Annotated in this window: 27 protein-coding genes and 1 pseudogene; 17 read left to right on the plus strand and 11 right to left on the minus strand. The window is 66.2% G+C overall.

The window, feature by feature from the left end; translation table 11 throughout:
* Positions 1–94: 94 nt before the first annotated feature.
* The 9 genes and pseudogenes from AC3A6X_RS27775 (at position 95) to AC3A6X_RS27815 (ending at position 9,091) form a co-directional block, all read left to right on the plus strand.
* Positions 95–3,082 carry a GAF domain-containing protein gene (locus AC3A6X_RS27775; protein WP_487845170.1) on the plus strand — a complete coding sequence of 996 codons (2,988 nt, stop codon included), beginning with the start codon at positions 95–97 and terminating at the stop codon, positions 3,080–3,082.
* The gene (locus tag AC3A6X_RS27780) at positions 3,079–4,146 is read left to right on the plus strand and encodes an ABC transporter substrate-binding protein (protein ID WP_487845171.1); all 1,068 of its coding nucleotides are present in this window, start codon (positions 3,079–3,081) and stop codon (positions 4,144–4,146) included. The genes AC3A6X_RS27775 and AC3A6X_RS27780 overlap by 4 nt, the downstream gene beginning before the upstream one ends.
* Positions 4,143–5,153 (plus strand): ABC transporter substrate-binding protein, encoded by a 1,011-nt coding sequence (locus AC3A6X_RS27785; protein WP_487845172.1) that lies wholly within the window; start codon positions 4,143–4,145, stop codon positions 5,151–5,153. The genes AC3A6X_RS27780 and AC3A6X_RS27785 overlap by 4 nt, the downstream gene beginning before the upstream one ends.
* Positions 5,150–6,130: an ABC transporter substrate-binding protein gene (locus AC3A6X_RS27790; RefSeq protein ID WP_487845173.1), complete on the plus strand. Its 981-nt coding sequence runs from the start codon at positions 5,150–5,152 to the stop codon at positions 6,128–6,130. The genes AC3A6X_RS27785 and AC3A6X_RS27790 overlap by 4 nt, the downstream gene beginning before the upstream one ends.
* A gap of 16 nt (positions 6,131–6,146) precedes the next feature.
* The gene (locus tag AC3A6X_RS27795) at positions 6,147–6,527 is read left to right on the plus strand and encodes a response regulator (protein WP_487845174.1); all 381 of its coding nucleotides are present in this window, start codon (positions 6,147–6,149) and stop codon (positions 6,525–6,527) included.
* Positions 6,528–6,609: 82 nt separating this feature from the next.
* Positions 6,610–7,713, plus strand: a complete 1,104-nt coding sequence (locus AC3A6X_RS27800) for a response regulator (RefSeq protein ID WP_487845175.1) — start codon at positions 6,610–6,612, stop codon at positions 7,711–7,713.
* 148 nt (positions 7,714–7,861) lie between these two features.
* A pseudogene (locus AC3A6X_RS27805) lies at positions 7,862–7,993 on the plus strand (DUF899 domain-containing protein); the annotation flags it as partial.
* 156 nt (positions 7,994–8,149) lie between these two features.
* Positions 8,150–8,695 (plus strand): hypothetical protein, encoded by a 546-nt coding sequence (locus tag AC3A6X_RS27810; RefSeq protein WP_487845176.1) that lies wholly within the window; start codon positions 8,150–8,152, stop codon positions 8,693–8,695.
* A 30-nt stretch (positions 8,696–8,725) separates the two neighbouring features.
* Positions 8,726–9,091: a hypothetical protein gene (locus tag AC3A6X_RS27815; protein ID WP_487845177.1), complete on the plus strand. Its 366-nt coding sequence runs from the start codon at positions 8,726–8,728 to the stop codon at positions 9,089–9,091.
* A gap of 5 nt (positions 9,092–9,096) precedes the next feature.
* Here the strand turns inward: AC3A6X_RS27815 and AC3A6X_RS27820 are convergent, their stop codons facing one another.
* Positions 9,097–9,948 (minus strand): class I SAM-dependent methyltransferase, encoded by an 852-nt coding sequence (locus AC3A6X_RS27820; protein WP_487845178.1) that lies wholly within the window; start codon positions 9,946–9,948, stop codon positions 9,097–9,099.
* An 80-nt stretch (positions 9,949–10,028) separates the two neighbouring features.
* On the opposite strand from AC3A6X_RS27820, the gene AC3A6X_RS27825 reads away from it, so the two are divergent.
* Together AC3A6X_RS27825 and AC3A6X_RS27830 are read left to right on the plus strand one after the other, a co-directional pair.
* Complete coding sequence (locus AC3A6X_RS27825; protein WP_487845179.1) at positions 10,029–10,466, plus strand: helix-turn-helix domain-containing protein; 438 nt, start codon at positions 10,029–10,031, stop codon at positions 10,464–10,466.
* A 139-nt stretch (positions 10,467–10,605) separates the two neighbouring features.
* Positions 10,606–11,190: a BPSL1445 family SYLF domain-containing lipoprotein gene (locus tag AC3A6X_RS27830; RefSeq protein ID WP_487845180.1), complete on the plus strand. Its 585-nt coding sequence runs from the start codon at positions 10,606–10,608 to the stop codon at positions 11,188–11,190.
* Here the strand turns inward: AC3A6X_RS27830 and AC3A6X_RS27835 are convergent.
* The 3 genes from AC3A6X_RS27835 to AC3A6X_RS27845 form a co-directional block, all read right to left on the minus strand.
* The gene (locus AC3A6X_RS27835) at positions 11,171–11,455 is read right to left on the minus strand and encodes a hypothetical protein (protein ID WP_487845181.1); all 285 of its coding nucleotides are present in this window, start codon (positions 11,453–11,455) and stop codon (positions 11,171–11,173) included. The genes AC3A6X_RS27830 and AC3A6X_RS27835 overlap by 20 nt on opposite strands.
* Positions 11,456–11,517: 62 nt before the next feature.
* The gene (locus AC3A6X_RS27840; RefSeq protein ID WP_487845182.1) at positions 11,518–11,760 is read right to left on the minus strand and encodes a hypothetical protein; all 243 of its coding nucleotides are present in this window, start codon (positions 11,758–11,760) and stop codon (positions 11,518–11,520) included.
* Positions 11,761–11,824: 64 nt separating this feature from the next.
* Positions 11,825–12,595, minus strand: a complete 771-nt coding sequence (locus AC3A6X_RS27845) for an esterase/lipase family protein (RefSeq protein ID WP_487845183.1) — start codon at positions 12,593–12,595, stop codon at positions 11,825–11,827.
* A 201-nt stretch (positions 12,596–12,796) separates the two neighbouring features.
* On the opposite strand from AC3A6X_RS27845, the gene AC3A6X_RS27850 reads away from it, so the two are divergent.
* Both AC3A6X_RS27850 and ligD read left to right on the plus strand, forming a co-directional pair.
* The gene (locus AC3A6X_RS27850) at positions 12,797–13,243 is read left to right on the plus strand and encodes a hypothetical protein (RefSeq protein WP_487845184.1); all 447 of its coding nucleotides are present in this window, start codon (positions 12,797–12,799) and stop codon (positions 13,241–13,243) included.
* Between the two features lie 25 nt (positions 13,244–13,268).
* Entirely contained in the window at positions 13,269–15,836 is a 2,568-nt protein-coding gene (gene ligD / locus AC3A6X_RS27855; protein ID WP_487845185.1) for a DNA ligase D, read from the plus strand.
* Between the two features lie 76 nt (positions 15,837–15,912).
* Here ligD and AC3A6X_RS27860 read toward each other — a convergent pair whose 3' ends face one another.
* Positions 15,913–16,338, minus strand: coding sequence for a serine/threonine protein kinase (locus AC3A6X_RS27860; protein WP_487845186.1), 426 nt, complete (start codon positions 16,336–16,338; stop codon positions 15,913–15,915).
* A 307-nt stretch (positions 16,339–16,645) separates the two neighbouring features.
* On the opposite strand from AC3A6X_RS27860, the gene AC3A6X_RS27865 reads away from it, so the two are divergent.
* The 4 genes from AC3A6X_RS27865 to AC3A6X_RS27880 all read left to right on the plus strand — a co-directional run bounded on the left by AC3A6X_RS27865 (position 16,646) and on the right by AC3A6X_RS27880 (position 18,984).
* Positions 16,646–17,635: a hypothetical protein gene (locus AC3A6X_RS27865; protein WP_487845187.1), complete on the plus strand. Its 990-nt coding sequence runs from the start codon at positions 16,646–16,648 to the stop codon at positions 17,633–17,635.
* A gap of 76 nt (positions 17,636–17,711) precedes the next feature.
* Complete coding sequence (locus tag AC3A6X_RS27870) at positions 17,712–17,909, plus strand: DUF3606 domain-containing protein (protein WP_487845188.1); 198 nt, start codon at positions 17,712–17,714, stop codon at positions 17,907–17,909.
* 306 nt (positions 17,910–18,215) lie between these two features.
* Positions 18,216–18,506: a YciI family protein gene (locus AC3A6X_RS27875; RefSeq protein ID WP_487845189.1), complete on the plus strand. Its 291-nt coding sequence runs from the start codon at positions 18,216–18,218 to the stop codon at positions 18,504–18,506.
* A 61-nt stretch (positions 18,507–18,567) separates the two neighbouring features.
* Positions 18,568–18,984, plus strand: coding sequence for a DUF3037 domain-containing protein (locus tag AC3A6X_RS27880; RefSeq protein WP_487845190.1), 417 nt, complete (start codon positions 18,568–18,570; stop codon positions 18,982–18,984).
* A gap of 175 nt (positions 18,985–19,159) precedes the next feature.
* Here the strand turns inward: AC3A6X_RS27880 and AC3A6X_RS27885 are convergent, their stop codons facing one another.
* The 6 genes from AC3A6X_RS27885 to AC3A6X_RS27910 form a co-directional block, all read right to left on the minus strand.
* Positions 19,160–20,614, minus strand: a complete 1,455-nt coding sequence (locus AC3A6X_RS27885; protein ID WP_487845191.1) for a hypothetical protein — start codon at positions 20,612–20,614, stop codon at positions 19,160–19,162.
* A 180-nt stretch (positions 20,615–20,794) separates the two neighbouring features.
* On the minus strand, positions 20,795–21,604 hold the full coding sequence (locus AC3A6X_RS27890; protein WP_487845192.1) for a hypothetical protein: 810 nt from the start codon (positions 21,602–21,604) through the stop codon (positions 20,795–20,797).
* Positions 21,605–21,725: 121 nt separating this feature from the next.
* Positions 21,726–22,199 carry a nuclear transport factor 2 family protein gene (locus AC3A6X_RS27895; RefSeq protein WP_487845193.1) on the minus strand — a complete coding sequence of 158 codons (474 nt, stop codon included), beginning with the start codon at positions 22,197–22,199 and terminating at the stop codon, positions 21,726–21,728.
* A gap of 121 nt (positions 22,200–22,320) precedes the next feature.
* Positions 22,321–22,785, minus strand: a complete 465-nt coding sequence (locus tag AC3A6X_RS27900) for a nuclear transport factor 2 family protein (protein WP_487845194.1) — start codon at positions 22,783–22,785, stop codon at positions 22,321–22,323.
* 71 nt (positions 22,786–22,856) lie between these two features.
* Positions 22,857–23,147, minus strand: coding sequence for a DUF1330 domain-containing protein (locus tag AC3A6X_RS27905; protein WP_309959857.1), 291 nt, complete (start codon positions 23,145–23,147; stop codon positions 22,857–22,859).
* A 133-nt stretch (positions 23,148–23,280) separates the two neighbouring features.
* Positions 23,281–23,640: an HPF/RaiA family ribosome-associated protein gene (locus tag AC3A6X_RS27910; protein WP_487845195.1), complete on the minus strand. Its 360-nt coding sequence runs from the start codon at positions 23,638–23,640 to the stop codon at positions 23,281–23,283.
* Between the last annotated feature and the right edge of the window lie 56 nt (positions 23,641–23,696).

A 23,696-nucleotide genomic window follows, 5' to 3' on the forward strand; every position in this document is an offset into this window, starting at 1 on the left:
TGTCGCAGGAAGGCACAACGCCGCGAGTCCGCGCCGTGGGCGGCCCCCTGTGCGCCATCGCGCGACTGAACCACAATGCCATCCGGAGGTGTCCATGCTCGTCGACGCGGATTCGGAGATGGTTCGCGCGCCACCGGCGCCAGCGCCGGCGGATCCGCTCCCTGTGCAGCAGAAGGGCGCACGGGCACGCCCGGCGCGCCGCTGGCACCTGTTCCCCAAGTACGCGCTGCTGATCATCGCGCTGGTCTGCAGCATGCTCGTCGCGAGCGGCGCTGTCGTCACCTACTTCTCCTATCGCGAGAACCAGGCCCACGTGGTGGCGCTGCAGGCCGAGAAGGCCCAGGCCGCGGCCACGCGCATCGAGCAGTACGTGCTGAACATCGAGCAGCAGCTGGGCTGGACCGCGCTGCCGCGCGTCGATACGCCCGGCAGCGATCCGCGCGAGGCCCGCTACATCGAGTACCTCAAGCTGCTGCGCCAGGCGCCGGCCATCACCGACGTGGCGTGGATCGACGGCGCCGGGCGCGAGCAGCTGCGCGTCTCCCGGCTGGCGATGAACGAGCTGGGCCGCGGCGTCGACCGGTCGGCCGAGCCGGGCTTTCGCAGCGCGATCGAGGGCCGCACCTGGTTCGGCCCGGTCTACTTCCGCATGGGCACCGAGCCCTACATGACGCTCGCGCGCCCCGCCGGGCCCGGCGGCGGCGTCACGATGGCCGAGCTCAACCTGAAGTTCGTGTGGGACGTGGTCTCGCGCATCCGCATCGGAGCGAAGGGCCTGGCCTACGTGATCGATGCCGAGGGCACCTTGATCGCCCACCCCGACATCAGCCTGGTGCTGAAGAAGACCGACATGGCCGCACTGCCGCAGGTGGCGGCCGGGTTGCGGCCCGGCTCCGACGCGTCGCAGGCGCCTGCGCGCGACCTGTCTGGTCAGCGCATGCTGGCGGCGCACATGCCCATCCCCTCGCTCGGGTGGACGGTGTTCGTCGAGTCGCCCCGCAAGGAGGCCTTCGCGCCGCTGTACGTCATGCTGCAGCGCATGGGCCTTGTGCTCGTGCTGGCGCTGCTGGCCTCGATGGCCGCCACCTTCTTCCTGGCGCGCGCGCTGGTGCGCCCGCTGCGCGCGCTGCAGGCCGGCGCGGCGCAGATCGGCGCCGGCGACCTGGACCGGCGCATCGAGGTCCACACGGGCGACGAGCTCGAAGGGCTGGCCGAGCAGTTCAACCAGATGGCCGCGCAGTTGCGCGAGTCGTATGCGGAGCTGGAACGCAAGGTCGAGCTGCGCACCGCCGAACTGAGCGAATCGCTCGCCTACCAGACCGCCATCAGCGAGGTGCTGCGCGTCATCAGCGAATCGCCGACCGACGTGCAGCCGGTCTTCGAGGCGATCCTCGACTGTGCGGTGCGGCTGCTCGGCAGCCTGACCGCCGCCGTGTTCCGCTACGACGGGCGGCTGGTGTACCTGGTGGCGCACCGCAACTGGTCGCCATCGGCCATCGAGAACGCGGCGCGCTTCTACCCCGGGCCGCCGGACACGCGCATGCTCAGCGGCCGGGTGATCGCGTTGCGCAAGGCGGTAACCATCGACGACGCCTCGGCCGATTCCGACTACGACCACTCCACCGCGGCCACCGGCCAATGGCGCCGCATGCTGGGCGTGCCGCTGCTGAAGGACGGCGCGCCCATCGGGGCGATCGCGGTGGCCTGGACCGCCCCCGGCACGACGCCGCAGCGCCAGATCGACCTGCTCGAAACCTTCGCCGGGCAGGCCGCGATCGCCATCGAGAACCTGCGGCTCATCAACGAGACCCAGGAGGCGCTCGCGCAGCAGACCGCCAGCGCCGAGGTGCTGCGGGTCATCAGCAGCTCGGTGGCCGACGCGCGGCCGGCCTTCGACGCCATCCTCGGCAGCTGCGAGCGCTTTCTCTCGGCGAGCGGGCTGGGCATCGCGCTGGTCGACGATGCCGGCATGCTGCAGAACGGCGGCTTTCGCGGCCCCCGCGAGCAGCTGCTGCGCGCCATCGTCGGCGCCTTTCCGCGCCCGCTGGAAGGCAGCGCGACGGGGCTCGCGCTGCGCGAGCGGCGCGTCGTTCACTATCCCGTGGTGCTCGATGCCGCGGACGCACCGGCGGGTTTGCGCGACGTGGCCGCAACCACCGGCGACTTCTCCATCGCGATCGCGCCGATGCTGTGGGACCAGCGCGGCGTCGGCGCGGTGCTGGTGCTGCGCGATCCGACGAGCCCCTTCTCGGCCAAGGAGCTGGCGCTCCTCAAGACCTTTGCCGACCAGGCCGTCATCGCGATCCAGAACGCGCGCCTGTTCAGCGAAATCCAGGACAAGGGCCATCAGCTCGAGCTGGCGAACAAGCACAAGTCGGAGTTCCTGGCCAACATGTCGCACGAGCTGCGCACGCCGCTGAACGCGATCATCGGCTTCAGCGAGGTGCTCGCCGAGCGCATGTTCGGCGAAGTCAACGACAAGCAGCTCGAATACCTGAAGGACATCCACGCCTCGGGCCACCACCTGCTGAGCCTGATCAACGACATCCTCGACCTCTCGAAGATCGAGGCCGGCCGCATGGAGCTGGATTTGTCGAGCTTCCACCTGCCGATGCTGCTCGACAACACCGTCACGCTGGTGCGCGAGCGCGCGCTGCGCCACGGGCTGACGCTGGCGCTGGAGATCGACCCGGCCCTCGGCGACTGGGTGGCCGATGCGCGCAAGCTCAAGCAGGTGGTGATCAACCTGCTGTCGAACGCCGTCAAGTTCACGCCGGCCGGCGGGTGCGTGACGCTGCGTGCACGCGCGCTCGAGGATGCGGTGGAGATCGCCGTCGTCGACACCGGCGTGGGCATCGCCGCCGACCAGCAGGCGCTGGTGTTCGAAGAGTTCCGCCAGGCCGGCGGCGACTACCTGCGCAAGGCCGAGGGCACCGGCCTGGGGCTGGCGCTGGCCAGGCGCTTCGTGGAGCTGCACGGCGGCACGCTTCGGGTGGAGAGCGCCCTGGGGCAGGGCTCGACCTTCGCCTTCGTCCTGCCGCGGCGAGCGCTGAGGGATTCGTTGCATGAACAACAGGATTGATCGCCGAGGGCAAGAGGAGGAACATGGGGGCGCGTCCACGAGTGATCGGCATGACATCGAACGGGGCAAGGATCGCGCTGTCGCGGCGCGCCGCGATGGCCGCGGCGCTTGCCGGGCTGGCCGCAGGGCTCGGGGCGCAGCCGCGGGCGCCCGCGGGCAAGGCGCGGGTGGGCTTCCTCGGCGCCGGCATCGCGGACCCGATCAGCCTGCGCACCACGGTGGAGCCGTTTCGCCAAGTGCTGCGCGAACTGGGCCATGTCGAGGGGCAGAACCTGGCCATCGACCTCCGCTGGGCCCATGGCCGCTACGAGCGGCTGCCGGGCCTGCTCGACGAACTGCTGCAACTCGGCCCCGATGTGCTGGTGGCTTCCGGGCCACGCCCGGCGCTGGTCGCCAAGGATGCGACGAAGACCCTGCCGATCGTCGCCGTGGCGGTCGACGACCCGGTGCAGATGGGCCTGGTCGCGAGCCACGCGCGGCCGGGCGGCAACATCACCGGCATCTCGGCCGCCTTCCACGGCATGCTGCAGAAGCGCCTGCAGCTGCTCAAGGAGGTCGTGCCGACGGCGCGGCGCTTCGCCGTGCTGTTCAACCCGGACAGCGTCGCGCGCGAAAGCATGACCGGGTCGGTGCCGCGCTGGGAACAGGGCCTGGGCATCACGGTGCTATTGCAGGCGATACGGGTCCCGGAGGACTACGAAAGCGCGTTCGCCGCGATTGCTCGCGAACGCACGGATGCCGTCGCCGTGCTGGCCGACACGGTGATCTGGGTCCACCGCGCGAAACTCGGCGAGCTGTGCCTGAAGTACAGGCTGCCGTCCATCTGGGGCGGCGGTGCCTATCTCGACGCCGGTGGCCTGCTGTCCTACCAGGGCGACTGGCCCGCGCTGTACCGCCGCGCCGCCGTGCTCGTCGACAAGGTCCTCCAGGGCACAAAGCCGGGCGACATCCCCTTCGAGCAGGGCACCAAGCTGGAGCTGGTCATCAACCTGAAAGGCGCGAAGGCGCTCGGCGTGACGATTCCGCAGAGCGTGCTGGTGAGCGCCGACGAGGTGATCGAATGACATCGAACCGACTCGTCATCCCGCTGTCCCGCCGCGCGGCGATCGTCGCCGCGCTCGCGGCTTTCGCCGCGCCGTCAGGCGCACAGCCGCGGACGGCCGGCAAGGCGCGGCTGGGCCTCCTCAGCGCCTCGACCCCCGACCCGATCACGCTGCGCACCCAGATCGAGCCCTTGCGCCAGGGGCTGCGCGAGCTCGGCCATGTCGAGGGGCGGAACCTGTCCATCGAAATGCGCTGGGCCGAGGGAAAGTTCGACCGGCTGCCCGCCTTGCTGGACGAACTGCTCCGAAGCGACATCGACATCCTGATGACCACCAGCCCGCGCCCGGCGCTGCTCGCGAAGGAGGCGGTGAAGACCTTGCCGATCGTCGCCGTGGGCGTGGATGACCCGGTGAAGTCGGGACTGGTCGCCGACCACATACGCCCGGGCGGCAACATCACCGGCATCTCGGCCGCGTTCGACGGCCTCCTGCAGAAGCGCCTGCAACTGCTCAAAGATATCCTGCCGGCGGCGCGCCGCTTTGCCATCGTGTTCAATCCGAACACCCTGCCGCGCGAGGAACTCGCCCGCGGCGTGGCCAGCTGGGAGCCGGCCCTCGGCGTGGCGCTGCAGATCGAGGCGGTACGCGGGCCGGATGATTTCGAGCCCGCCTTCGCGTCCATCGTCGGCGCAGGCACGAACGCGGTCGCTCTCTTGGCGGACCCCATGATCTGGACCGAGCGCGCCAAGCTCGGCGCGCTGTGCGTGAAGCACCGCCTGCCGTCGGTCTGGGGCGGCGCGGCCTACCTTGAGGCCGGCGGCCTGCTGTCTTACCAGGGCGACTGGTCCGCGCTCTTCTACCGCGCCGCCGGCTTCGTCGACAAGATCCTCAAGGGCACCAAGCCGGGCGACATCCCCTTCGAGCAGGGCACCAAGCTGGAACTCGCCGTCAACCTCAAGGCGGCCAAGACGCTCGGCCTGACCATTCCGCAGAGCGTGCTGGTGAGCGCCGACCAGGTGATCGAATGAAACGGCGCGACGTCACGATGCTCCTCGCCGCAGCTGCGCTGGCCGGCCTCGCGCGCGCGGCGCCTGCTGGCGCACGAGCCGCGAAGATCGGCCGCCTTTCCGAAGGCGGGCCGCCGAGCGCGGACACGCTGGACGGATTCCGCAAGGCAATGCGCGAGTTCGGCTACCCGGATATCGTGATCGAAGCACGGAATTCCGCCGGCAACTACGCCAGGCTGCCCGAGCTCGCGGCCGAGCTCGTGGGCCTCGGCGTCGACGTGATCTGGACCGTGGGCACCATCGCGACCAGTGCCGCGAAGGCCGCGACGCTCACCGTCCCTGTCGTGATGGTGAGCGCCGATGCCGTCGGCGCCGGGCTCGTCGACAGCATGGCGCACCCCGGAGGCAATATCACCGGCCTGACGCTGATCTCCACCGAACTGGTGCGCAAGAGGCTCGAGCTGATGAAGGAGCTGTACCCGGGTACCCGGCGAGTGATCGGCTTCTGCACCGGTCCCGGCGCGCTGGATGTTCCGCTCGTGGTCCAGTGGGTGCGCGAGAGCGAGGCGGCCGCACGCAAGCTGCGCCTGGGCTTCGAGTTCATCGAGGCGGCTCCCGACCCGACGCAATGGGGCAGCCTGTTCGCCTCGTTCGCAACGCGGCACGGCACGGCACTGTCGCCCATCGAAAGCCCCTTCCTGCTGCAGCACCGCACGCTGCTGGCCGAGCTCTCGCTGAAGCACCGGCTGCCCGCCATTTATGCTCTGCAGGAGCACGTGCTTGCCGGCGGCCTGTGTTCCTACGGCGTGAACCTGCGCTTCCTGTTCGAGCGCGTCGCCTACTACGTCGCGAAGGTCCTCGATGGCGTCAAGCCCGCCGACCTGCCGGTGGAGCAGCCGACCCGCTACGAGCTGGTCATCAACCGGAAAACCGCCGAGGCTCTTGGCCTGTCGGTCACGCCGTCGCTGCTGCTGCAGGCCGACCGGGTGATCGAATGACGCGGGGAGAAACAGCATGAGCACCATCCTGATCGTCGAGGACAACGAGAAGAACATGAAGCTGGTGCGCGACATCCTCCAGCACGCAGGCCACGCCACGCTCGAGGCGGCGACCGGCCGCGAGGGCCTGCGCCTGGCCGTCGACGCGCAGCCCGACCTGGTGCTGATGGACATCCAGCTGCCCGACATCGACGGCATCGCCGTGCTGCGCGAGATCCGCCGCCATGCCGCGCTCGACGCGGTGCCGGTGCTGGCGGTGTCGGCCTCGGTGATGCCCGACGAACAGCAGAAGATCGTCAGCTCCGGCTTCGATGCCTTCATCACCAAGCCGATCCAGCTGCAGCAGTTTCGCGAGACCGTGCAGCGCATGCTGCGGGAAGGGCGCCCTGTCCGATGAGCGCCGCCCGGCCGCCCGAAGGCGCGAAGGCCCCCTCGGGGGGCAGCGCAGTACACGAAGTGACAAGCGTGGGGGCATTGTCTTGAGCGCGACCATTCTCGTCGTCGACGACACGCCGCTCAACGCCAAGCTGCTGGCCGACCTGCTGGGCGCCAAGGGCTACCGGTCGGTGACCGCGGCCTCCGGCCCCGAAGCGCTTCGCAAGCTGGCCGACGAGAAACCCGACCTGGTGCTGCTCGACGTGATGATGCCCGGGATGAGCGGCTACGAGGTCTGCGCCGCCATCCGCGCCGATCCGGCGCACGCGATGCTGCCGGTGGTGCTGGTCACCGCGCTCGACCCGGCGGTGGAGCGCGTGAAGGGCCTGGAGGCCGGCGCCGACGACTTCCTGAGCAAGCCGGTGGCGCAGGCCGAGCTGCTGGCGCGCGTGAAGTCGCTGCTTCGCATCAAGCAGCTGTACGACGAGGTCGAGCGCCAACGGAGCGCGCTGGCCGAATGGAACCGCACGCTGGAGCAGCGGGTGCAAGAGGGCGTGCAGGAGCTCGAGCGGGTCGGCCGGCTGCGGCGCTTCTTCTCGCCGCAGCTCGCCGAGGCCATCGTCAACGGCGGCGCCGAAGATCCGCTGAAGAGCCACCGCTGCGAGATCACCGTCGTCTTTCTCGACCTGCGCGGCTTCACCGCCTTCACCGAGACCGCCGACCCGGAGGAGGTGATGGCCGTGCTCGCCGACTACCACGCGGCGATGGGGCGGCGCATTCTCGAGTTCGAAGGCACGCTCGAACGCTTCACCGGCGACGGGATCATGGTGTTCTTCAACGACCCCACGCCGATCCCCGACCCGGCGCCGCGTGCGGCACGCATGGCGCTGGCGATGCAGGGCGACGTGGCGCTGCTGGCCGAGCGCTGGCGCAAGCGCGGGCACGAGCTGCAGATGGGCGTGGGCATCGCGCAGGGCTTCGCGACGCTGGGCGGAATTGGCTTTCCCGGGCGCATCGACTACGGGGCGATCGGCACCGTGACCAACCTGGCGGCGCGGCTGTGCGGGGAGGCGCAAGGGGGCGAGGTCCTGGTGTCGCAGCGCGTGTGGGGGGCGATCGAAGGCATCGTGGACGGCGAGGCGGCGGGGGCGCTGGTGTTGAAGGGGTTTGCGCGGCCGGTGCAGGCGTTTCGGTTGCGGTGCGATTGAACGCAGCGCATTGCAGGACGAGGCCTTCGCACCGCGGGACGCCTTGCCTACCCCGCGTCGAGCATGCAAGTTCCAACTTGAAATGGCCATCCACAGGAGCAAGCCATGAAAGGATGTACGGCCCGCAGCGCGAGCGGCCGTGCCCGATGAGATGTCGCGCGAGATGGCCGACCCGGGGCAGGACCCGCGCGACGCGCCCGATATCGCATCGCTCTGGACCATCCTGGACTTGACGCCGGAGGGACGCGGGACCGATTGGTATCCGAAGCTGCAGTACTGAGCCAAGGTAGGCCATCCGCCATATGGAGGCCCCCCCGTTTTGGGCGTACAACATTTGCGCCCGACGGGCTGAGCGTCTGTCACAGCATGTTCGACGTCATGAGGCGATCGGCTTCGGCCCTGGTTTCACCGCCCGTGGCGGGGCAGGAGAGGGATCATGGACAAGCCTTGCGGTATGGCCGTGTTCTGCGCTGGTGCAGCAGCGGTGGCGATGATGGTGATGAGTCCTGCGTGGGCCCACGAACCGGGCCGAATGACTGGCGGCGGCAGCTTTTTCTGCCCCTACTACGGTGGGACCCAGAGAGTGACCCACGGATTCGAGTTGCACTGCGGAACCGGCGGCGCGTTCGAAGGCGCCGACCCTGCGGAGCCGAACAACCTCGAGATCAATTTTTCCGGTGGTGACAACTTCCACCTGACCACGTTGACCAAGGGCCTTTGCAGCGATACCGCCGCGATCCAGCAGCCGCCGAATGCGCCCTTCGACACATTCCTTGGCGAAGGAACCGGGACCTTCAACGGCCAGCCCGCAACGATCGTCTTCACCTTCACCGATGGCGGAGAGCCTGGCACGAAGGACACGGCCAGCGTCATCATTACCCCGACGGGAGGGACGACGCCCGCGTTGGTCTGCAACCAGGCTGCCTTCCCTCTCACTTTCGGCAACCATCAGGCGCACAAGCCGACGGGCGGCGGTCAGTAGCTGGGGCTTGGCAACTCGCTAGGGGCTTTCGTGGCCAACCGAAAGCATCGAGCGCGCCGGGCATGGGCTGTCTTGTGGGTGGCCGCGCTTTCGCTGGCCCTGGGCGCGCCATTACTGGCAGCCGAAGGCGAGAAGGCGCTGTCCATCGAGGCCGGTGCGCGCAAGCCCGCAGGCGTCGATCCGCAGAGCGCCGAGGCAGACTTCGTGAGCCCGGGCGGCGCGCTCTACAACCCGTTCAGCCCCTCGTTCGAGACGACGCAGAGGATGCCCAGCGTCGCCTCGCCTGCGCGGCAGGAAGCGAAGAAGGGGCCTTTCGGCCTGGTGCCGACAACCCTCGCAGCGTTCTTTGCTGCGGGGTGTCTCGTGGCTCTGGTTCGCTTCCTCGTCGCGGGCTAGCTTAGCTAGGCGGCGCCCGCGCTAACCCTCCAGCAGGCGGCAGAGAAGCGAACTTCGCTTGCCTGCACAAACGGGTCGAAGGCCGCGCGGACGGTTGCGATGACGCGCGCACGCGTCCGCTCGTCCGCGTCCTGAAGCACCAAGCCGACTGGACCCAGCCGGGTGAAATAGCCGACCAGTTCCTTCTCGGGCAAGGTGCAGGTGACATCGATCGGTTGGATGTCGATGCCGCTCCAGCCGCTCGATTCGAGGATGGAAGCAACTCGCCCGCGATCCGCGAAGGCGAACTGGCCCGGCGCGCCCGGCTGCCGAGGGGGAAGGGTCAGCAGTGGTGCCGCAGCACGCTCGGCCGTCGTCATGAACGGGTTTTCCGCGGCGCTGCGCCAGACGATGGCGTGGAGCCTCGCATCCTTGCTTGCCGCCCGCCGCAGGTTCGCGAAGGCCAGGACCGGATCGTCGAAGAACATGACGCCAAAGCGCGAGACGATCATGTCGAAGCTCGCGGGCTCGAAGGCGTGGCGCTGCGCGTCGGCGCAGACGAAGCTGGCCGGCACGCCTTCGCGTTCGGCGCGCGCCCGTGCGAGGGCGATCATCGGCTCCGAGACGTCGACGCCGATGCTGCTGCCCGTGGCGCCGAGCCGCCGCGCGATGGCGAGCGTCGTGCTGCCGGTGCCGCAGCCGACGTCGAGCACGCGCTGCGCGGTCGTGGTGCCGACCTCTTCGACGAGCAGGTCTTCGAAGGGCTGAAGCACGGCGTCGAGCACCTGCTGTTCGTCGACCCAGGCGCGTCCGGCGCGGCCGTTCCAGAAGGCCGTCTGGTCGTTGCCGGACTGGGGTGTGGTGGTGTCCATGGTCATCTTTCCTCTGCTGGCCCAGGGGGCGAAAGCTAGACTGTGCAACTTCAAGCCGACTTCAAGTCAAGAGCACGAGTACGAGCATGAGACACCTGGACATTGCCGAGGTCGCACAGCAATCCGGCGTCCCGGCGTCGGCGCTGCGCTTTTATGAAGAGAAGGGGCTGATCGCCTCCACCGGAAGGCGCGGGCTGCGGCGGCTGTTCGACCCCGGCGTGATCGAACGGCTGGCGCTGATCTCGCTGGGGCGAGCCTCCGGTTTTACGCTTGACGAGATCGCGCACATGTTCGCGCCGGAGGGGCAGCCGCGGCTTGACCGGCAAATGCTTGCGGCGAAGGCGGATGAGCTGGACAGGACGATTCGGAAGTTGAGTGCGATGCGCGACGGGCTTCGGCATGCTGCGGTTTGCCCGGCGCCGAGTCATATGGAGTGCCCCACGTTTCGACGGCTTCTGAAGGCGGCGGGGGCGGGGGCTCTTGGTGAGCGGAGGAAGGGTGCGTTGCAGGGGCCGGCGAGCTGATCTGGACAACTCGACGAGTGCAGAAGTGGAGGCGCCAGGCTGGCTGTGCCCCCGCAGGGCCGTCCTACACCTCGATGCGCAACGGACTGGCACCGTTCGCAAGCAGGAATTGCATCGTAAGGTTACGAAAGGACCGGCCATGAACACCCTCAAGCTCCGCACCGTCTTCACCGCGGCAGCTCTTGCCGCCAGCAGCATTGCCTTCGTCGGCTGCACCACGACACGGCCCGACGACAACGCAAGCAGCGCATCGGCGCGCACGTCCATCGACGCGCAGATCGACGCCACGCTCTCCAAGCTCTACAACGCCGTACCGGATTCGCGCGAGATGGTCGCCAAGTCCAAGGGCGTGCTGGTGTTCCCGTCGGTGATTGGCGGGAGCCTGGGCGTCGGCGCCGAGTACGGGCGCGGCGCGCTGCGCGTGGGCAACCGGACCCAGGCCTACTACAGCACCACGGGCGGCTCGATCGGCTTCCAGGCCGGGGCGCATTCCAGGGCCGTGATCTACCTCTTCACCACGCAGGACGCGCTGGACAAGTTCCGCAACAGCAAGGGCTGGACGGCGGGCGCCGACGCCTCGGTCGCCGCTGTGACCATGGGCGCCAACGGCAGGATCGACACCAACACGATGCGTCAGCCGGTGGTCGGCTTCGTGCTGACCAACCTGGGGCTGGAGGCGGGGGTTTCGCTCCAGGGCTCGAAGATCAGCGAGGTGCGGGTCTAGTCGCAGCAATGCGAGGCGTCCACTGCGTCGGCCGCTTCGACACGGCCGCGTGGTGCTCGGCCCATTTGATGGCAGCGGCGTGCAGGCCGGAGAGGAGCCTGTGCGCCCGCTCCACGGTGCCGGACCTCGACAGCACGCAGACCAGCTTGTTCGCCTGGTGAATTTCCGCCCGCGCGTGGATCTTGCCGCCGTCCGTCCAATGCGTGATGGTGACGCGGCGCCCACGATGCAGGAAGGATTTGGGCCCATCGTTGCTGCTGTCCATGCGACAACACTCGCCGGCGCGTGCCCGGCAGCAAAGCCCCGAACTTCGTTCAAGGCTGTAGGCTAGTCGGCGTCGGTGTCGTCCGGCGACGCCTCTACCGGGCCGGCAAGCTCGTCGTCGACGTACGCCATCAGAGCCTCGTTGCCGGCGTCGTACGCGTCGCGCCAGTTGTCGAAGCCCTCCTCGCCGGTCTCCAGGTCGAGCCAGACAGCTGGGTCGTCCGTGCTTTCGATCAGAACCCAGACGAAGTTGCCGGGACTCGGACGGTCCACGAAGACGGCAAGGCGGCGGTACAAATCAGCCATGTGAAGAGGGTAGGCCTGAGCGGCAACAAATGCCAGAGGCAATGGCCTACAGCGAACGGCCCCCTCAAGGCCTGGCCGGGTCGGGATAGAACGGACGCAGGGCCGCCGGCGCGGCGAAGCGCGCCCAACTGTTCTCCGGCATCGACAGCCGGTCTGCCACCGCATAGAGCACGGCCGGGTGAACGCCCAAGCCGAGGTGGCTCGCCTCGACCTCGATGTTCTCGGAGGACGGCGTCTCTTCCTCGACGCTGCTGCGCCACGACACGATGCCGTCGGAGCGGCTGAAGATGGAGGTGGCGGGCACCAGCGGCGTGGCCCTGACCCAGCGCTGGCGCCGGGGGTCGTTGGCCGGCTGGCCGCTCAGCAGTTCGTAGGCCTTGGCCGCGCGGGTGGCTTTCGGGCTGCCGTGCAGGGGGCTGCCGAGGGTGATGACGCCGCGCACGGCCTCGGGGACTTTGCTGGCGAGCATGCGAGCGAACACGCCGCCGAGACTCCAGCCCACCAGGCTCACCTTGCCCGAGCGCTCGTGCTGGCGACGCAGCAGATCCAGCAAGCCGCTCTCGACACCCGGCAAGGGGCCGCAGTTGGTGCCCAGGCCCCAGCCCTGCACGGCGTAGCCGCGGCTTTCGAGATAGCGCCGAAGCAGCTCCGTCGAGCCGTCGCCGGCGCCCAGGCCGGGCAGCACGATGACCGAATGGCCATCGCCTCGCGGCGCACATTGAAGCAGCGGCCAGAGCGCAAGCGTCGCGCTGGCTTCCCAGAGCACGCGGCTCTCGGCCAGCAGGAGGAATTTGGAAGGGGGCTGGGCGGGGCGGGCAAGGGCTGCGGTGCGCATGGCGGTTTCTCATCTCGTTGGCGTCGGGAGCGCCCAAGGTAGGTGACGCGCCGGGAACCGCGCCTTGGGACAGAAGCGATGCAATGCGTAGGTGGACCTGCCATTCGTTACTTCCGTCATGTCTTTTGACATGAAGTCCGCTTGCGACTGCCGCGGAAGCCATCATCGTCCTACTTGCGCAGGGATGCACTCGACTGTTTGATGCGCCTCACCATGCGCCCGATCGTTCAAGCAGCACTCCGGAGTTTGCAAGGGCTCGCCCATGCCAGGGCGGTCGCGCAGAGCCGGCGGGTGGCGTGGTCGTCACGCGCACAGGACCGGTCGACGCGGCTGAAGGAGCGGCCGGGGCGCGAGCTCGCGTGGGAGAACCATGTCGTGATACTGCAGCTGGCGATGACCGCGCAGGACCTGAGCGACCTGAAGATCAAGCGGGCCATCTATCTGCGAATGCTGCTCGACAGCGCGCCGAAGCGGCTGCAGGACTGGGTCGACGAGGACGAGCTGGAGGACATGCCGAAGTCGCGGCTTTTCGAATGGGTGGCGTATGACCTCGAATGCATGGAGCTGGAGCAGATCGAGGCCATGTTGACGCCGAGTGAAGAGGCGCGCTACGCGAGGGAGGCCATGAAGTTCAGAGGCTTCGAGTAGCTGCGGTGCGGGGTATTCTCGGCACATGGCTGCACCTGGCTCGTCCTCAGACCCGCTCGCACGCTACTGGTCGAAGCGCGATTTCTCGATCACCTCGGAGCCGCGCGGACAGAAGGGCAAAGCCGGCAAGTCGCTCAGCTTCGTCATCCAGAAGCACGCGGCGTCCAGGCTGCACTACGACTTCCGCCTCGAGCTGGATGGTGTCCTGCTCTCGTGGGCCGTGCCCAAGGGTCCGAGCTACGACCCCGCCGACAAGCGCATGGCCATTCACGTCGAGGACCATCCGCTGTCGTACGGCTCGTTCGAAGGAACCATTCCCCCGAAGCAGTACGGCGCGGGAACCGTCATCGTCTGGGACAACGGAACCTGGGAGCCCGTCGGCGACCCGCGCGAAAGCCTTGCAAAGGGAAAGCTGGTCTTCCACCTGCACGGCCAGAAGATGGCGGGCTTGTGGGAGCTCGTGAAAATCGCCAAGGGCGGCGAGAAGCAGGAGCCCTGGATCCTGTTCAAGAAGCGCGACGAGTTCGCCCGCCCCAGGGCCGAGTTCGACGTCGTGACCGCGCTCCCCGACAGCGTGATTGCCAAGCCGCTGAAGGCGAGCGCCAAGGCGGGAGCAGGCAACAAGACATCGAAAGCATCTGAACGCCAGGACTCCGGCGTTCCAGGCGCGGTGAAGGCGCCCATGCCGGACAAGATCGCCCCGCAACTGGCCACGCTGGCCACCGGTGTGCCTGCCGACGGCCAGTGGGTCTATGAGATCAAGTTCGACGGCTATCGCGTGATGACGCGAATCAAGAACGGCAAGGCGTCGATCATCACCCGCGGAGGCCACGACTGGTCGGCCAAGATGAAGACGCTCATCCACGAACTGGAGCAACTGGGCGTCGGGTCCGCCTGGCTCGACGGAGAGATCGTCGTGATGGACGAAAGCGGAATGCCCAGCTTCAATGCCTTGCAGCAGGCCTTCGACAGCCGAGCCACTAACGCAGACATCACCTACTTTCTGTTCGACGCGCCCTACTTCGAAGGATACGACCTGCGAGGTGTGGACCTGCTGTCACGCCGCAAGCTCCTCAAGGCCCTGCTCGACGAACGCAGTACCGACCACGTGCGCTACAGCGCCGACTTCGAAGCGGACCCGGCGTCCATCCTGAGCTCCGCGTGCCGCATGAACCTCGAGGGCGTGATCGCCAAGCGAACCGACGCACCGTATGTCTCGCGACGCACCGAGACCTGGCTCAAGCTCAAGTGCAAGCAGCGGCAGGAGTTCGTCGTCTGCGGCTACACGGACCGCAGCGACGGCTCTCCCCAGATCGGCAGCCTGCTGCTGGGCGTGCATGCACCGGGCGGCGAGCTGGTGTCGGTGGGCAGCGTCGGAACCGGATGGGATTCGAGCGAAGCCACGAGCCTCAAGCGCAAGCTCTCGAAGCTCGAAATTCCGAAGCCGCCGTTTGCGGCAGGTGCAGCCAAGCCGGGGCGATGGTCGAGGCGCCCGGCCGGCAGCGAACGCTGGGTCGAACCACGGCTCGTCGCCGAGGTCTCCTTCGCAGAGTGGACGCCTGACGGCCAGATCCGGCATGCCACCTACGTCGCGCTACGCACCGACAAGCCGGCGAAGACCATCGTGCGCGAAACCGCGAAGCAGCTCGACGCCGCGCCGGTGAGGTCTGCGGGCAAGACCGCGGTCGGCGGCATCAAGGTGAGCAATGCCGAGCGGATCATCGACCCCAGCAGCAAACTCACCAAGCTCGACCTCGTGCGCTACTACGAGTCGGTCGCCGACTGGATACTGCCGCATCTCAAGGGCCGTCCATGCTCCCTCGTGCGTGGGCCGACCGGCGTGACCGGGGAGCTGTTCTTCCAGAAGCATGACGACAAGATCAGCATCCCCGGCCTGAAGAACCTGGACCCGGACCTTTGGCCGGGCCATGGCGCGCTGCTCGAAGTCGGCACCGCGCAGGCACTCGCCAGCGCGGCGCAGATGAACGTCATCGAGTTCCACACCTGGAACTCGCTGGCCAGGAACATCGACAAGCCGGACCGCATGATTTTCGACATCGATCCCGGGGAGGGCACGAATTGGCAACAGGTGCAGGAGGGGGCGACGCTCGTGCGCACGATCCTCTCGGAGCTTGGGTTGGCGTCCTGGCTGAAGACGAGCGGGGGCAAGGGGCTGCATGTCGTTGTGCCGCTGGCGCCGCGCTTCGACTACGACACCGTCAAGGGGTTTTCGCAGGCGGTGGTGCAGCACCTGGCGAGGACCATTCCGTCACGCTTCGTGGCGAAGAGCGGGCCTTCGAATCGAGTCGGCAAGCTGTTTGTGGACTATCTGCGGAATGGGCATGGTGCGACGACGGCGGCGGCGTTCTCGGCACGGGCGCGGCCTGGGCTGGGGGTGTCGATGCCGGTGAGTTGGGATGATCTGGCGAAGCTGAAGAGCGGCGCGCAGTGGACTGTTGCGACTGCGCGGGAGTATTTGTCGTTTCAGACGGAGGACCCCTGGGCGGGGTACTGGACGGCCAAGCAGCCGCTGGCTGGTGCGATGAAGATGTTGGGGTTCGTGGCTCCGCCTGCGCGCAAGCGCAAGGCTTGAAGCGGCTGGATCATGTTTGTCGCGCTCGGGAGACTGCTTTGGGCCACGGTGGCCCGACCCACGTCTCGTCTACCGATTATTGAGGGGTTCCGGTTTTCTCCTTGGGGTTTGTTGGGACATCAGGCCGCTCGCCCTTCACACCCGCCTGCGGTTTCAGATCGGTCTTGCTCGGCTTCACCTCGGCACGACTCATGGCACCGGTAGGCTGAGCAGCATTGGGCTGATTGTTGGTCATAGTCGAAGGCTCACCCTTCGGAACCTTCGTATTGGCCGGATTGCGGTTCTCCGTCCGGGCTTCGGATTTCACGACTTCACGGGATGCAGGATTGCTTCCGTCGGGTCGCTGCGTTGGATTCGCCACTCCAGCGGGCGTTTTTGTGCTCGCTTGCCCCCCTTTGGCCGGGTCAGGTGTCGCGGGTACCGCGCTTGTTTGAGCAAGCGGTGCGCCCGTCAGGCTCAGTAGTCCGATAACGGCAGCTATGGCGATGATTCCCTGTTTCATGATGTCTCCTGGAAGTGGTCGTTCAACCTCAGATCGAGGCCGCCACTGACTTTTTAGGAGGACGCCGTGGACTGTCTTGTGAGGGACAAGCGCTGCCAGGCGTAGGTGAGCGCTGCGACGATTCGGCGCTCCGGAGGGTGTGATGCTTCCGCCGTGATTCACGTCTCAGCGCTCCGCCGAGCGCGCGGCGCGCAGGCGCGTGGAGAGTTGCCATGAGTGCGCGACCTACTCCCCAAAGCGCGTCTGACGTACAGAAGCGACCGCGCGCAACACCTCCCATCGGGCTTCCCATCTAAAGGAGACGAAGATGAGCGCGTATACACACGACACGGTTCCAGTTCCGGGCGCCACGATTCGCGCCGAGCGGGTGGAGGCCGATGACACCGTTCGCAGCGGCGTTTCATGGCCCGCCATTTTTGCCGGTGCAACGGCTGCGGCCGCACTTTCGCTGATCATGCTGTTGCTTGGCACGGGGATGGGCCTGGGGATGACCTCGCCCTGGGAAGGTGAAGGCGCAGAAGCGAAGACGATCGGCATCGCCGGCATCTTCTGGATCACGTTCACGCAGGTGGCTGCATCCGGTCTCGGCGGATACCTCGCCGGTCGCCTGAGAACCAAATGGAGCGGTGTCCACACCGACGAGGCGCGCTTCCGTGACACCGCGCACGGATTTCTCGCCTGGGGCGTGGCGACCTTGATCACCTCGGCTCTGCTGGCGTCTGTCGTCGGCTCCACGTTGAGCGCCGGCGCACGGGTCGGAGCGGGAGTGGCGAGCAGCGTCGCGAGTGGGATGGCAACCGGTGCCGTGGGCGCGGCGGCAGTCAGCCGCCCCGGCGAAGAGACCTCCAGCGGCCCGATGGGCTACTGGGTCGATTCCTTGCTCCGAAGGGACCCTGGCGCTCAACCCGCATCGACCAGCACGGACCCTGGCGCATCGACGGGAGCCTCGGGCCGCGGCGCACCAGCCGGCGACTCGGCTTCAACAGCAGAGCTCAGCCGCATTTTTGCCAACGCCCTGCGCACGGGCTCGCTTCCTGCGGAAGACAGCCGCTATGCGGCACAAGTCGTTGCGCAACGCACGGGCCTGAGTCAGCAGGATGCCGAAAAGCGGGTGAACGATAGCTACGCTCGCGCGAAGGCCTCGGTCGAGGAAGCCCGGAACAAGGCGAAGGCGGCGGCAGACGCCACGCGCAAAGCGACCTCGTACGGGTCACTCTGGATCTTCATCTCCCTGGTGATTGGGGCTTTGGTCGCCGCGTACTGTGCAACGCTGGGCGGGCGCAATCGCGACCTCTGAGCAGTTGAGTTGCCGGGGCTACTCGACGCTTCCGGCAACGCAGCGCGAATCTGGGCCGCACCAACGGGAGAACACCATGCCTGACGACACCAGCAAGACCGCCAGCGACAGGAAGCTCATCTCGCTCGAGCAAGACTACGAGGTGCGAGATTGGGCGAAGGGCCTGGGCTGCACGCCTGAGCAGCTACGCGACGCCGTGAGGGGCGTGGGCAACTCGGCCGACAAGGTGCGCGAGTACCTCGCGGCGAAGCGCGCTAGCCGTGCGGTGCGTTAAATGCCGAGACTCGGGTTGGATCTGCGAAGACCACCCGGACCGCGCCTCCCATGCCGCAATGCGTGGCCGGCTGCATCAGCGGCATCTCCCGCTGGCCATCCTGCAGGTGCCCGAGCCCTTGCGCACCATGCGCATCTCAATGGCCTGGACGGGACGGCAGGATGCCTCGCCGCTGCAAGCGTGGATGCGGGCGCAGTTGCGATCCGCCATGACTGGACGGCCAAGCAGCCGCTGGCTGGTGCGATGAAGATGCTGGGGTTTGTGGCTCCGCCTGCGCGCAAGCGCAAGGCTTGAGGCTGCTGGATCATGTTTGTTGTGACCTTGACCTATGTCCGGCCTCTGGCGGAGCTCGATGCGCTGATGCCGAAGCATGTTGCTTGGCTGAAGAAGCACTACCGCAGCGGGCTTTTTCTTGTGTCTGGGCGGCAGGTGCCGCGCAAGGGGGGCGTGATATTGGCGCGGTCTGGGGACCGGGCGGAGCTTGAGAAGCTGTTGAAGGAAGACCCCTTTGTCAAGAACGGGTGCGCGCGGGTGGAGGTGATCGAGTTCAGGCCGAGCATGACAGCGCCGGGGGCGGAGGTGCTGAAGGAAATCTAGGGCGCAAGACTCTACGTTTTTCGTAGAGCGAACGCAGGGGCGTTCGTGGAATATTGAGGGGATGGAAGGCCCTTATACGTACAGGATTCTTCGATACGTTCACGACATTGGGACGGCTGAATTCATCAAGGTGGGGGTTGTCGTTGCCTTAAGCGACGCGCCCTGCGTGGCGGCGAGGTTCACGAGCGACTGCAGGCGCGTGAACGGGGCGTTTCCATCATTGGATGCCGAGGTCTTTCTTGCTCGCATGAAGCGGCTGCAGGCATCCTTCGACGCCATGGACGCTGCCCGTTGTTCCGAAGTGCGCGCGCGTGAAGGCTCATGCATCGAGGCACTGATCCGCTCGGTTCTGCCGCTGGAAGACAGCGCGCTGCACTGGTCGCTTACGGCTGCGGGAACCGGGGGGCCAATCGCTCTGGTACTGGAATCGCTCTACGAACGGTTGGTCACCAGACATGATTTGCGACGCAGGCGTTGAGTGCTTGGTCGGCGCCTCTGACTTGCCTGGCCCTGAACTTCGTTAAGGCAGCGTTACAGACAGTCGATGCGACAGGTCCTTGATGATCGTGAGCGGCCGTTCTGCGAGCATCGACTCGCTGCATAGCCGTCCTCCGGCTTTGGAGCGAACCGGTCGCCATCGCGGCGAAAGGCTCCTAGACCTCGCGAGGGTTGGGATGTGTGTGGCTGCCCGTTGACCCCTCGGCGGTGGGCTGAGCTGACGACCGGACCTGGAGATTTTCCTGGTATTGCGTATCGGCTTCGGTGCGGCCTTTTTCTGCTGCATTGGCAGCGCTCTTGTTGAGGACGGTCAACGTCTGGGCATAGCTCGTGTTTGCAAAGGCCTCGCCGAGGTGCCTGGCCAGAGGCTCAATCCCGATGCCGGCGTGTTGGCTCAGATGAAAGGTTCGGTCGTTCTCGAACAGATTCCAAGTCACGGCAGCGGAGAGCGCACCCCCTGCATAGCTAGTCGCCAAAAGTGCGGCTTGCTTGTTGCGCTGAAGAATTGGCGGGAGCCAGTCCATCTTTTGCTCCGTGATGGGCTTTTCGAGCTTCTCGCTGACGTAGCCGTCCGATGGCATGAACGTCAGAGATTGCAGCGATTGCAGCCAACGCCTCTCCTGGTGCGCCTTCTGTACGGTAGAGAAGCTCGGAACCCAGTTCGGGCCCGGAAGGGTAATCGCAGTCACATGCTTTGCCGAGAACAGGCGGTCCACGATTCTTGCGCGGTCTTCATCTCGGATGTCGCCGTCGGCCCTCAGCCCACGGGTGCTCAGTTCAACCTGCCGGACGCTGCGCTGCGGTGGCAGCCCTGCGTTGGCTTCGGCAACCGCGTCGACAACCAATTGGTGGACGACCAATTGCGATGAGTGGTCCATGGACCTGTCCTTGCGCTCCAGCGAGAATTTCTCGACGCCGCCCAACTTCAGGACGCGAAGCAGTTCGGTTGAAAACTTCTCCAAGGAGCACCCATAGGAACTCACCCGGAGTTCCTTAACACCCTGTTCAAGCAGTGTCAAAACCGACGGAGATCCGCTGACGCATTCCAGCGTCTTGGAATCACTGATGTACCGGCGCAGAAGCGCTCTGGTGGCCTCGGTTTGTTCGTTTGCATAGAACGACAAACTCGAAAAGTCGATACTCGTAACGTGAGAATTTGCGTCTGTCATCGCCTTACCCAGCACGGGCATGATGATGTCCGGAAGGTGATCGCTCACGCTTACGCCAAACTTCAGGCCGCTTCTACGGGCTTGTTCGAGTAGCTTGCTGGCTTGGCTTGCTAAGCCTGTCGTCAAGTCCAGCATGGGAACGAATGAGGGCTCCAGTTTCTGCATTTGAACGAGCAGATTGAGGTTTTGCAGAATGTCTTCACCCAACCATTCCGATAGCTCCAGGCTGTCCCTGTGTGAAAGCGTGTCGCCGTCGATGAACTTGTAGAGGGCGGCCGTCCGGCTCGTGCCTCTCGGCGGTATTTCCAAGTCAGGGATGGCGGCGAGCAGGTCGCGCCGAACGGTAGACGGCTTCGGCTCCTCATTCAAGCCGGTGCCGGAAGAGCGGGTGCCGGGCACGTAGAAGTTGCGTGGGCTGTTCGTGTTGCTGGTGGGGCGCATGGTCGTAAACTGAGTGGGTGCCGCATTGGGTAACCGCTTTCTTCATCCGGTTCCCTCCACGCCGCACCTCTTCGCAGGTCACGCATGTCCTCAACTTCGTCAATGCAGCGCTTCCAGACATCGTTGAACGTCGACAGTTAGCTTTGCCAGCGGCCGTCGAGCCCATCAACGCTCAATCACCTACTTCGAAACCTTCACCCTCTCAAACTCAAACACCGCCACCCTCCCACCCGCCGTAACCTCAAACCGAATCACATCCTGCCCCTTCGGATACGGATCGCAGCACCCCTTCAACACCAAATCCCCCGTCACCATCTGCAGCGGCTCGACGGTGTTGGCTTGCAGGATCGAATGGGCCGCCTGCTCCTGGTTCTGCGCGTTGTATTCGAGTTGCTGGATGCCCAGCCCCGTCGCGCCGCCGACGGCCGCGCCGGCCACGATGCCGGCGAGCGGGTCGTACACGCGCACGGTGCTGGTGCCCGCGAAGGTCCTCACGCCGCGCGGCCCGGCGGTGTAGCCAGAGTAGTTCGATCGATAGGTCTGGCGCGACGCGCCGTAGGCGGCAGCGCCGGCCGCGAGGCCGCCGACGATGGCCAGGGCGATCTGCTTGGCCTGCTTCTCGCTCTGGATCTCGGCGATGCGCTCGGTGTACGTGTAAATCGGCACCGGCTGGCCGCGGAAGAAGGCCTTGACGTTGTCCGTCGTGAAGTTGATGGCCTCGCCGCCGTTGTTGGCGTAGCCGATGGTGAAGGTCGGCATGGTCGTACCCTGCGTCCGGAACGTCGGGTACATGAAGATCTCATGGCTCTCGTTCTTCTCGGCGACGGTGCCGACGCCCTGGGTGTACTTCAGGGTCTGAATCGGCTCTTTCGCCTTGGGGGTGTACGCCACCATCGTGCTGCAGCCGCTCAAGGCGAGGGCGAGGGCGGTGATGGCGATGAGGGTCTTGGCGGGTCTGCTGCCGCGTCGTTGTTCTTTCTTCGGGGGCACGGGCCGGGGCTCCAATTGTTTTTATGAGGCCGCGATTGTTGGCGGCACCCGGCCGTGGGCGCGAGGCAAAAAGTCTCGCTTGCCCCGGAAATCTCGCGGCTTCGCCCGCGGCTGGCCTCGCTTACCGTTCGATGAACGCCAGGAGCGTTTGGGGTTCTTCTTGGCCGAAGACCTGCGCCCAGCCACCTCGCGTATCCATGTACTCGCGGATGTGCTGTACCTTGCCGTCGCGAACTTCATAGGCAAAGCAATAGTCGTTCACGTACTGCCGTCCATTTGGCAGGGTCGCAGACAGGCGGTGTTCGGCAAACACGACTGGGCCTTCTGCAACCATTGCGCGAAACTCGTTCTTCGGGCTCATGAACATGCGTGGGAAGTTGTGCGCCATGAATTGAACGATCTGGTGCTTGCCCAGGGTGTTCGATCCAATCGGCGCCCCGGCGTCTTCCGAGTTTCCAAGTCCGAGTGCGACCTGCGTTGCGTTGCCTGGTGGTGCAACCCAGGCGACGTCCTCATGCAGCAGATCGGCTATTCGCTCCGGGTCCCCCGAGCCGTAGGCGGCATAGAGAGCAATGACGGTCTCTTTTGGACTCACGATGCTTCCTCTGTTGGTTGAGTAGCTCGTGATCGTAGTGACGCCGCCGGAGTCACCTCGCCGAAAACGGACATGTCCATCCGAACCTGAACCCACGCGTATTCAGCCGGACTTTGCTAGCTCAAGCGGCAGTTGCCGATCGCGCGAGTACGGCCGCCTGTTCCAGGCTGATGCCCTCGACGAGCGGATCGGCATGACGATGCGCGAGCATCCATTCTTCCTTCTCCTTGCGAAAGACAAGCGTGACGCGAAGCGACCAGTCCTGCCCCGCCAGCCCGCCGACTTCGACATGCGTGCGTTCGATGGCGGCAAGAACCACCATGTCGGCCGAGCGATAGGCCTGGACCAGCTCCAGCGATGAATCCCTGCCGTTGCGGAAGAAGCGCGCGATCGACGCCCACCGTTCGTTCGAAAGATCGGCGGCCCGCGTCGGCTTGCCGCCGAACGGGGCCATCAGGGTGAAGTCGTCCGTGGCCTTGATCAAGCTGCGATAGCCGTGCAGGTCCCCACGCATCAACGCAGCGTGGGCCTCCGTGGCACGCAGGACCAGGTCTTCGATGTCGGTGCTTCGTTCGGTGTGCGGCATGGGCACGACATTAGTCTTTGTCGTGCGCCTCGATCTTGAAGAAATGCGACACCGACGACACCGAGCAAAACTCAAGCGCCTTCGATGATCCGGAGATCCCGTTCGGCCCCGTCGCCCAGCGCGGCCAGCGCGGCTTGGTAGTCGGGGCTGTCATGCGTGGCGGTGGCCTGCTCGACGCTGTCGAACTCGATCAAGACGGTGCGTTCGGACAACCCGAACTCGTAGACCTTGGCCGGCACACCGCGCGCCAGAAAGCGCCCGCCGCCGGCAGTGATGGCGGGGCCGGCCAGTTTGGCGTAGGCCGCAAGTTTGTCGGCATCCTTGACGGCTCGATATGCGCTGACCCAATAGGCTTTTGCCATGGTGATTTCTTTCCTTGTTGCTGTGTCATCAATCGCCTGAGCGCACGCGATGGCGCTCGATGGCGCTCGCGAGCTCGATCATATTGGAGTCGCCGAGGGCGTCGTGCGCCTTCGTGCATACCCGGATGAGCCCCTATTCGCCGAGTGTGTCGCCATCCTTGCGGATCGATTCGCGGTCGCGGTGCTTGTCGTGGCGGCCCAGGGCGCTGTCGAGCGCGCGCTTGAGCTTGTCTGCCGCGCCGCGAAAGGCCTCGTCGAGGCTGGGCGCATGCTGCGTCACGGTCACCGGGTGGCGCCCGGCGACGCGTGCTTCCATCGCGCAGCGCTTGTCGCCGCCGCCGCTTGGGTCGTGGTTCTCGTCGCTCAGGTGGACCTCGATGCGCGTCACGTCGGCAGAGAAACGGTCCAGCGACTGCGTGATCTCCTCGTTGGCCCAGCGTTCGAGGGCGTCCTTGTTCTGGACGCCGTTGCTGGTGTTCACTTGTATCTGCATGTCAGTACCTCTCGTTCGTTTGAACTTGATGCTTGCTCAGTCTTTGTGCCCATCGG

Source organism: Variovorax sp. Soil_C_12 (genome assembly GCF_057657375.1).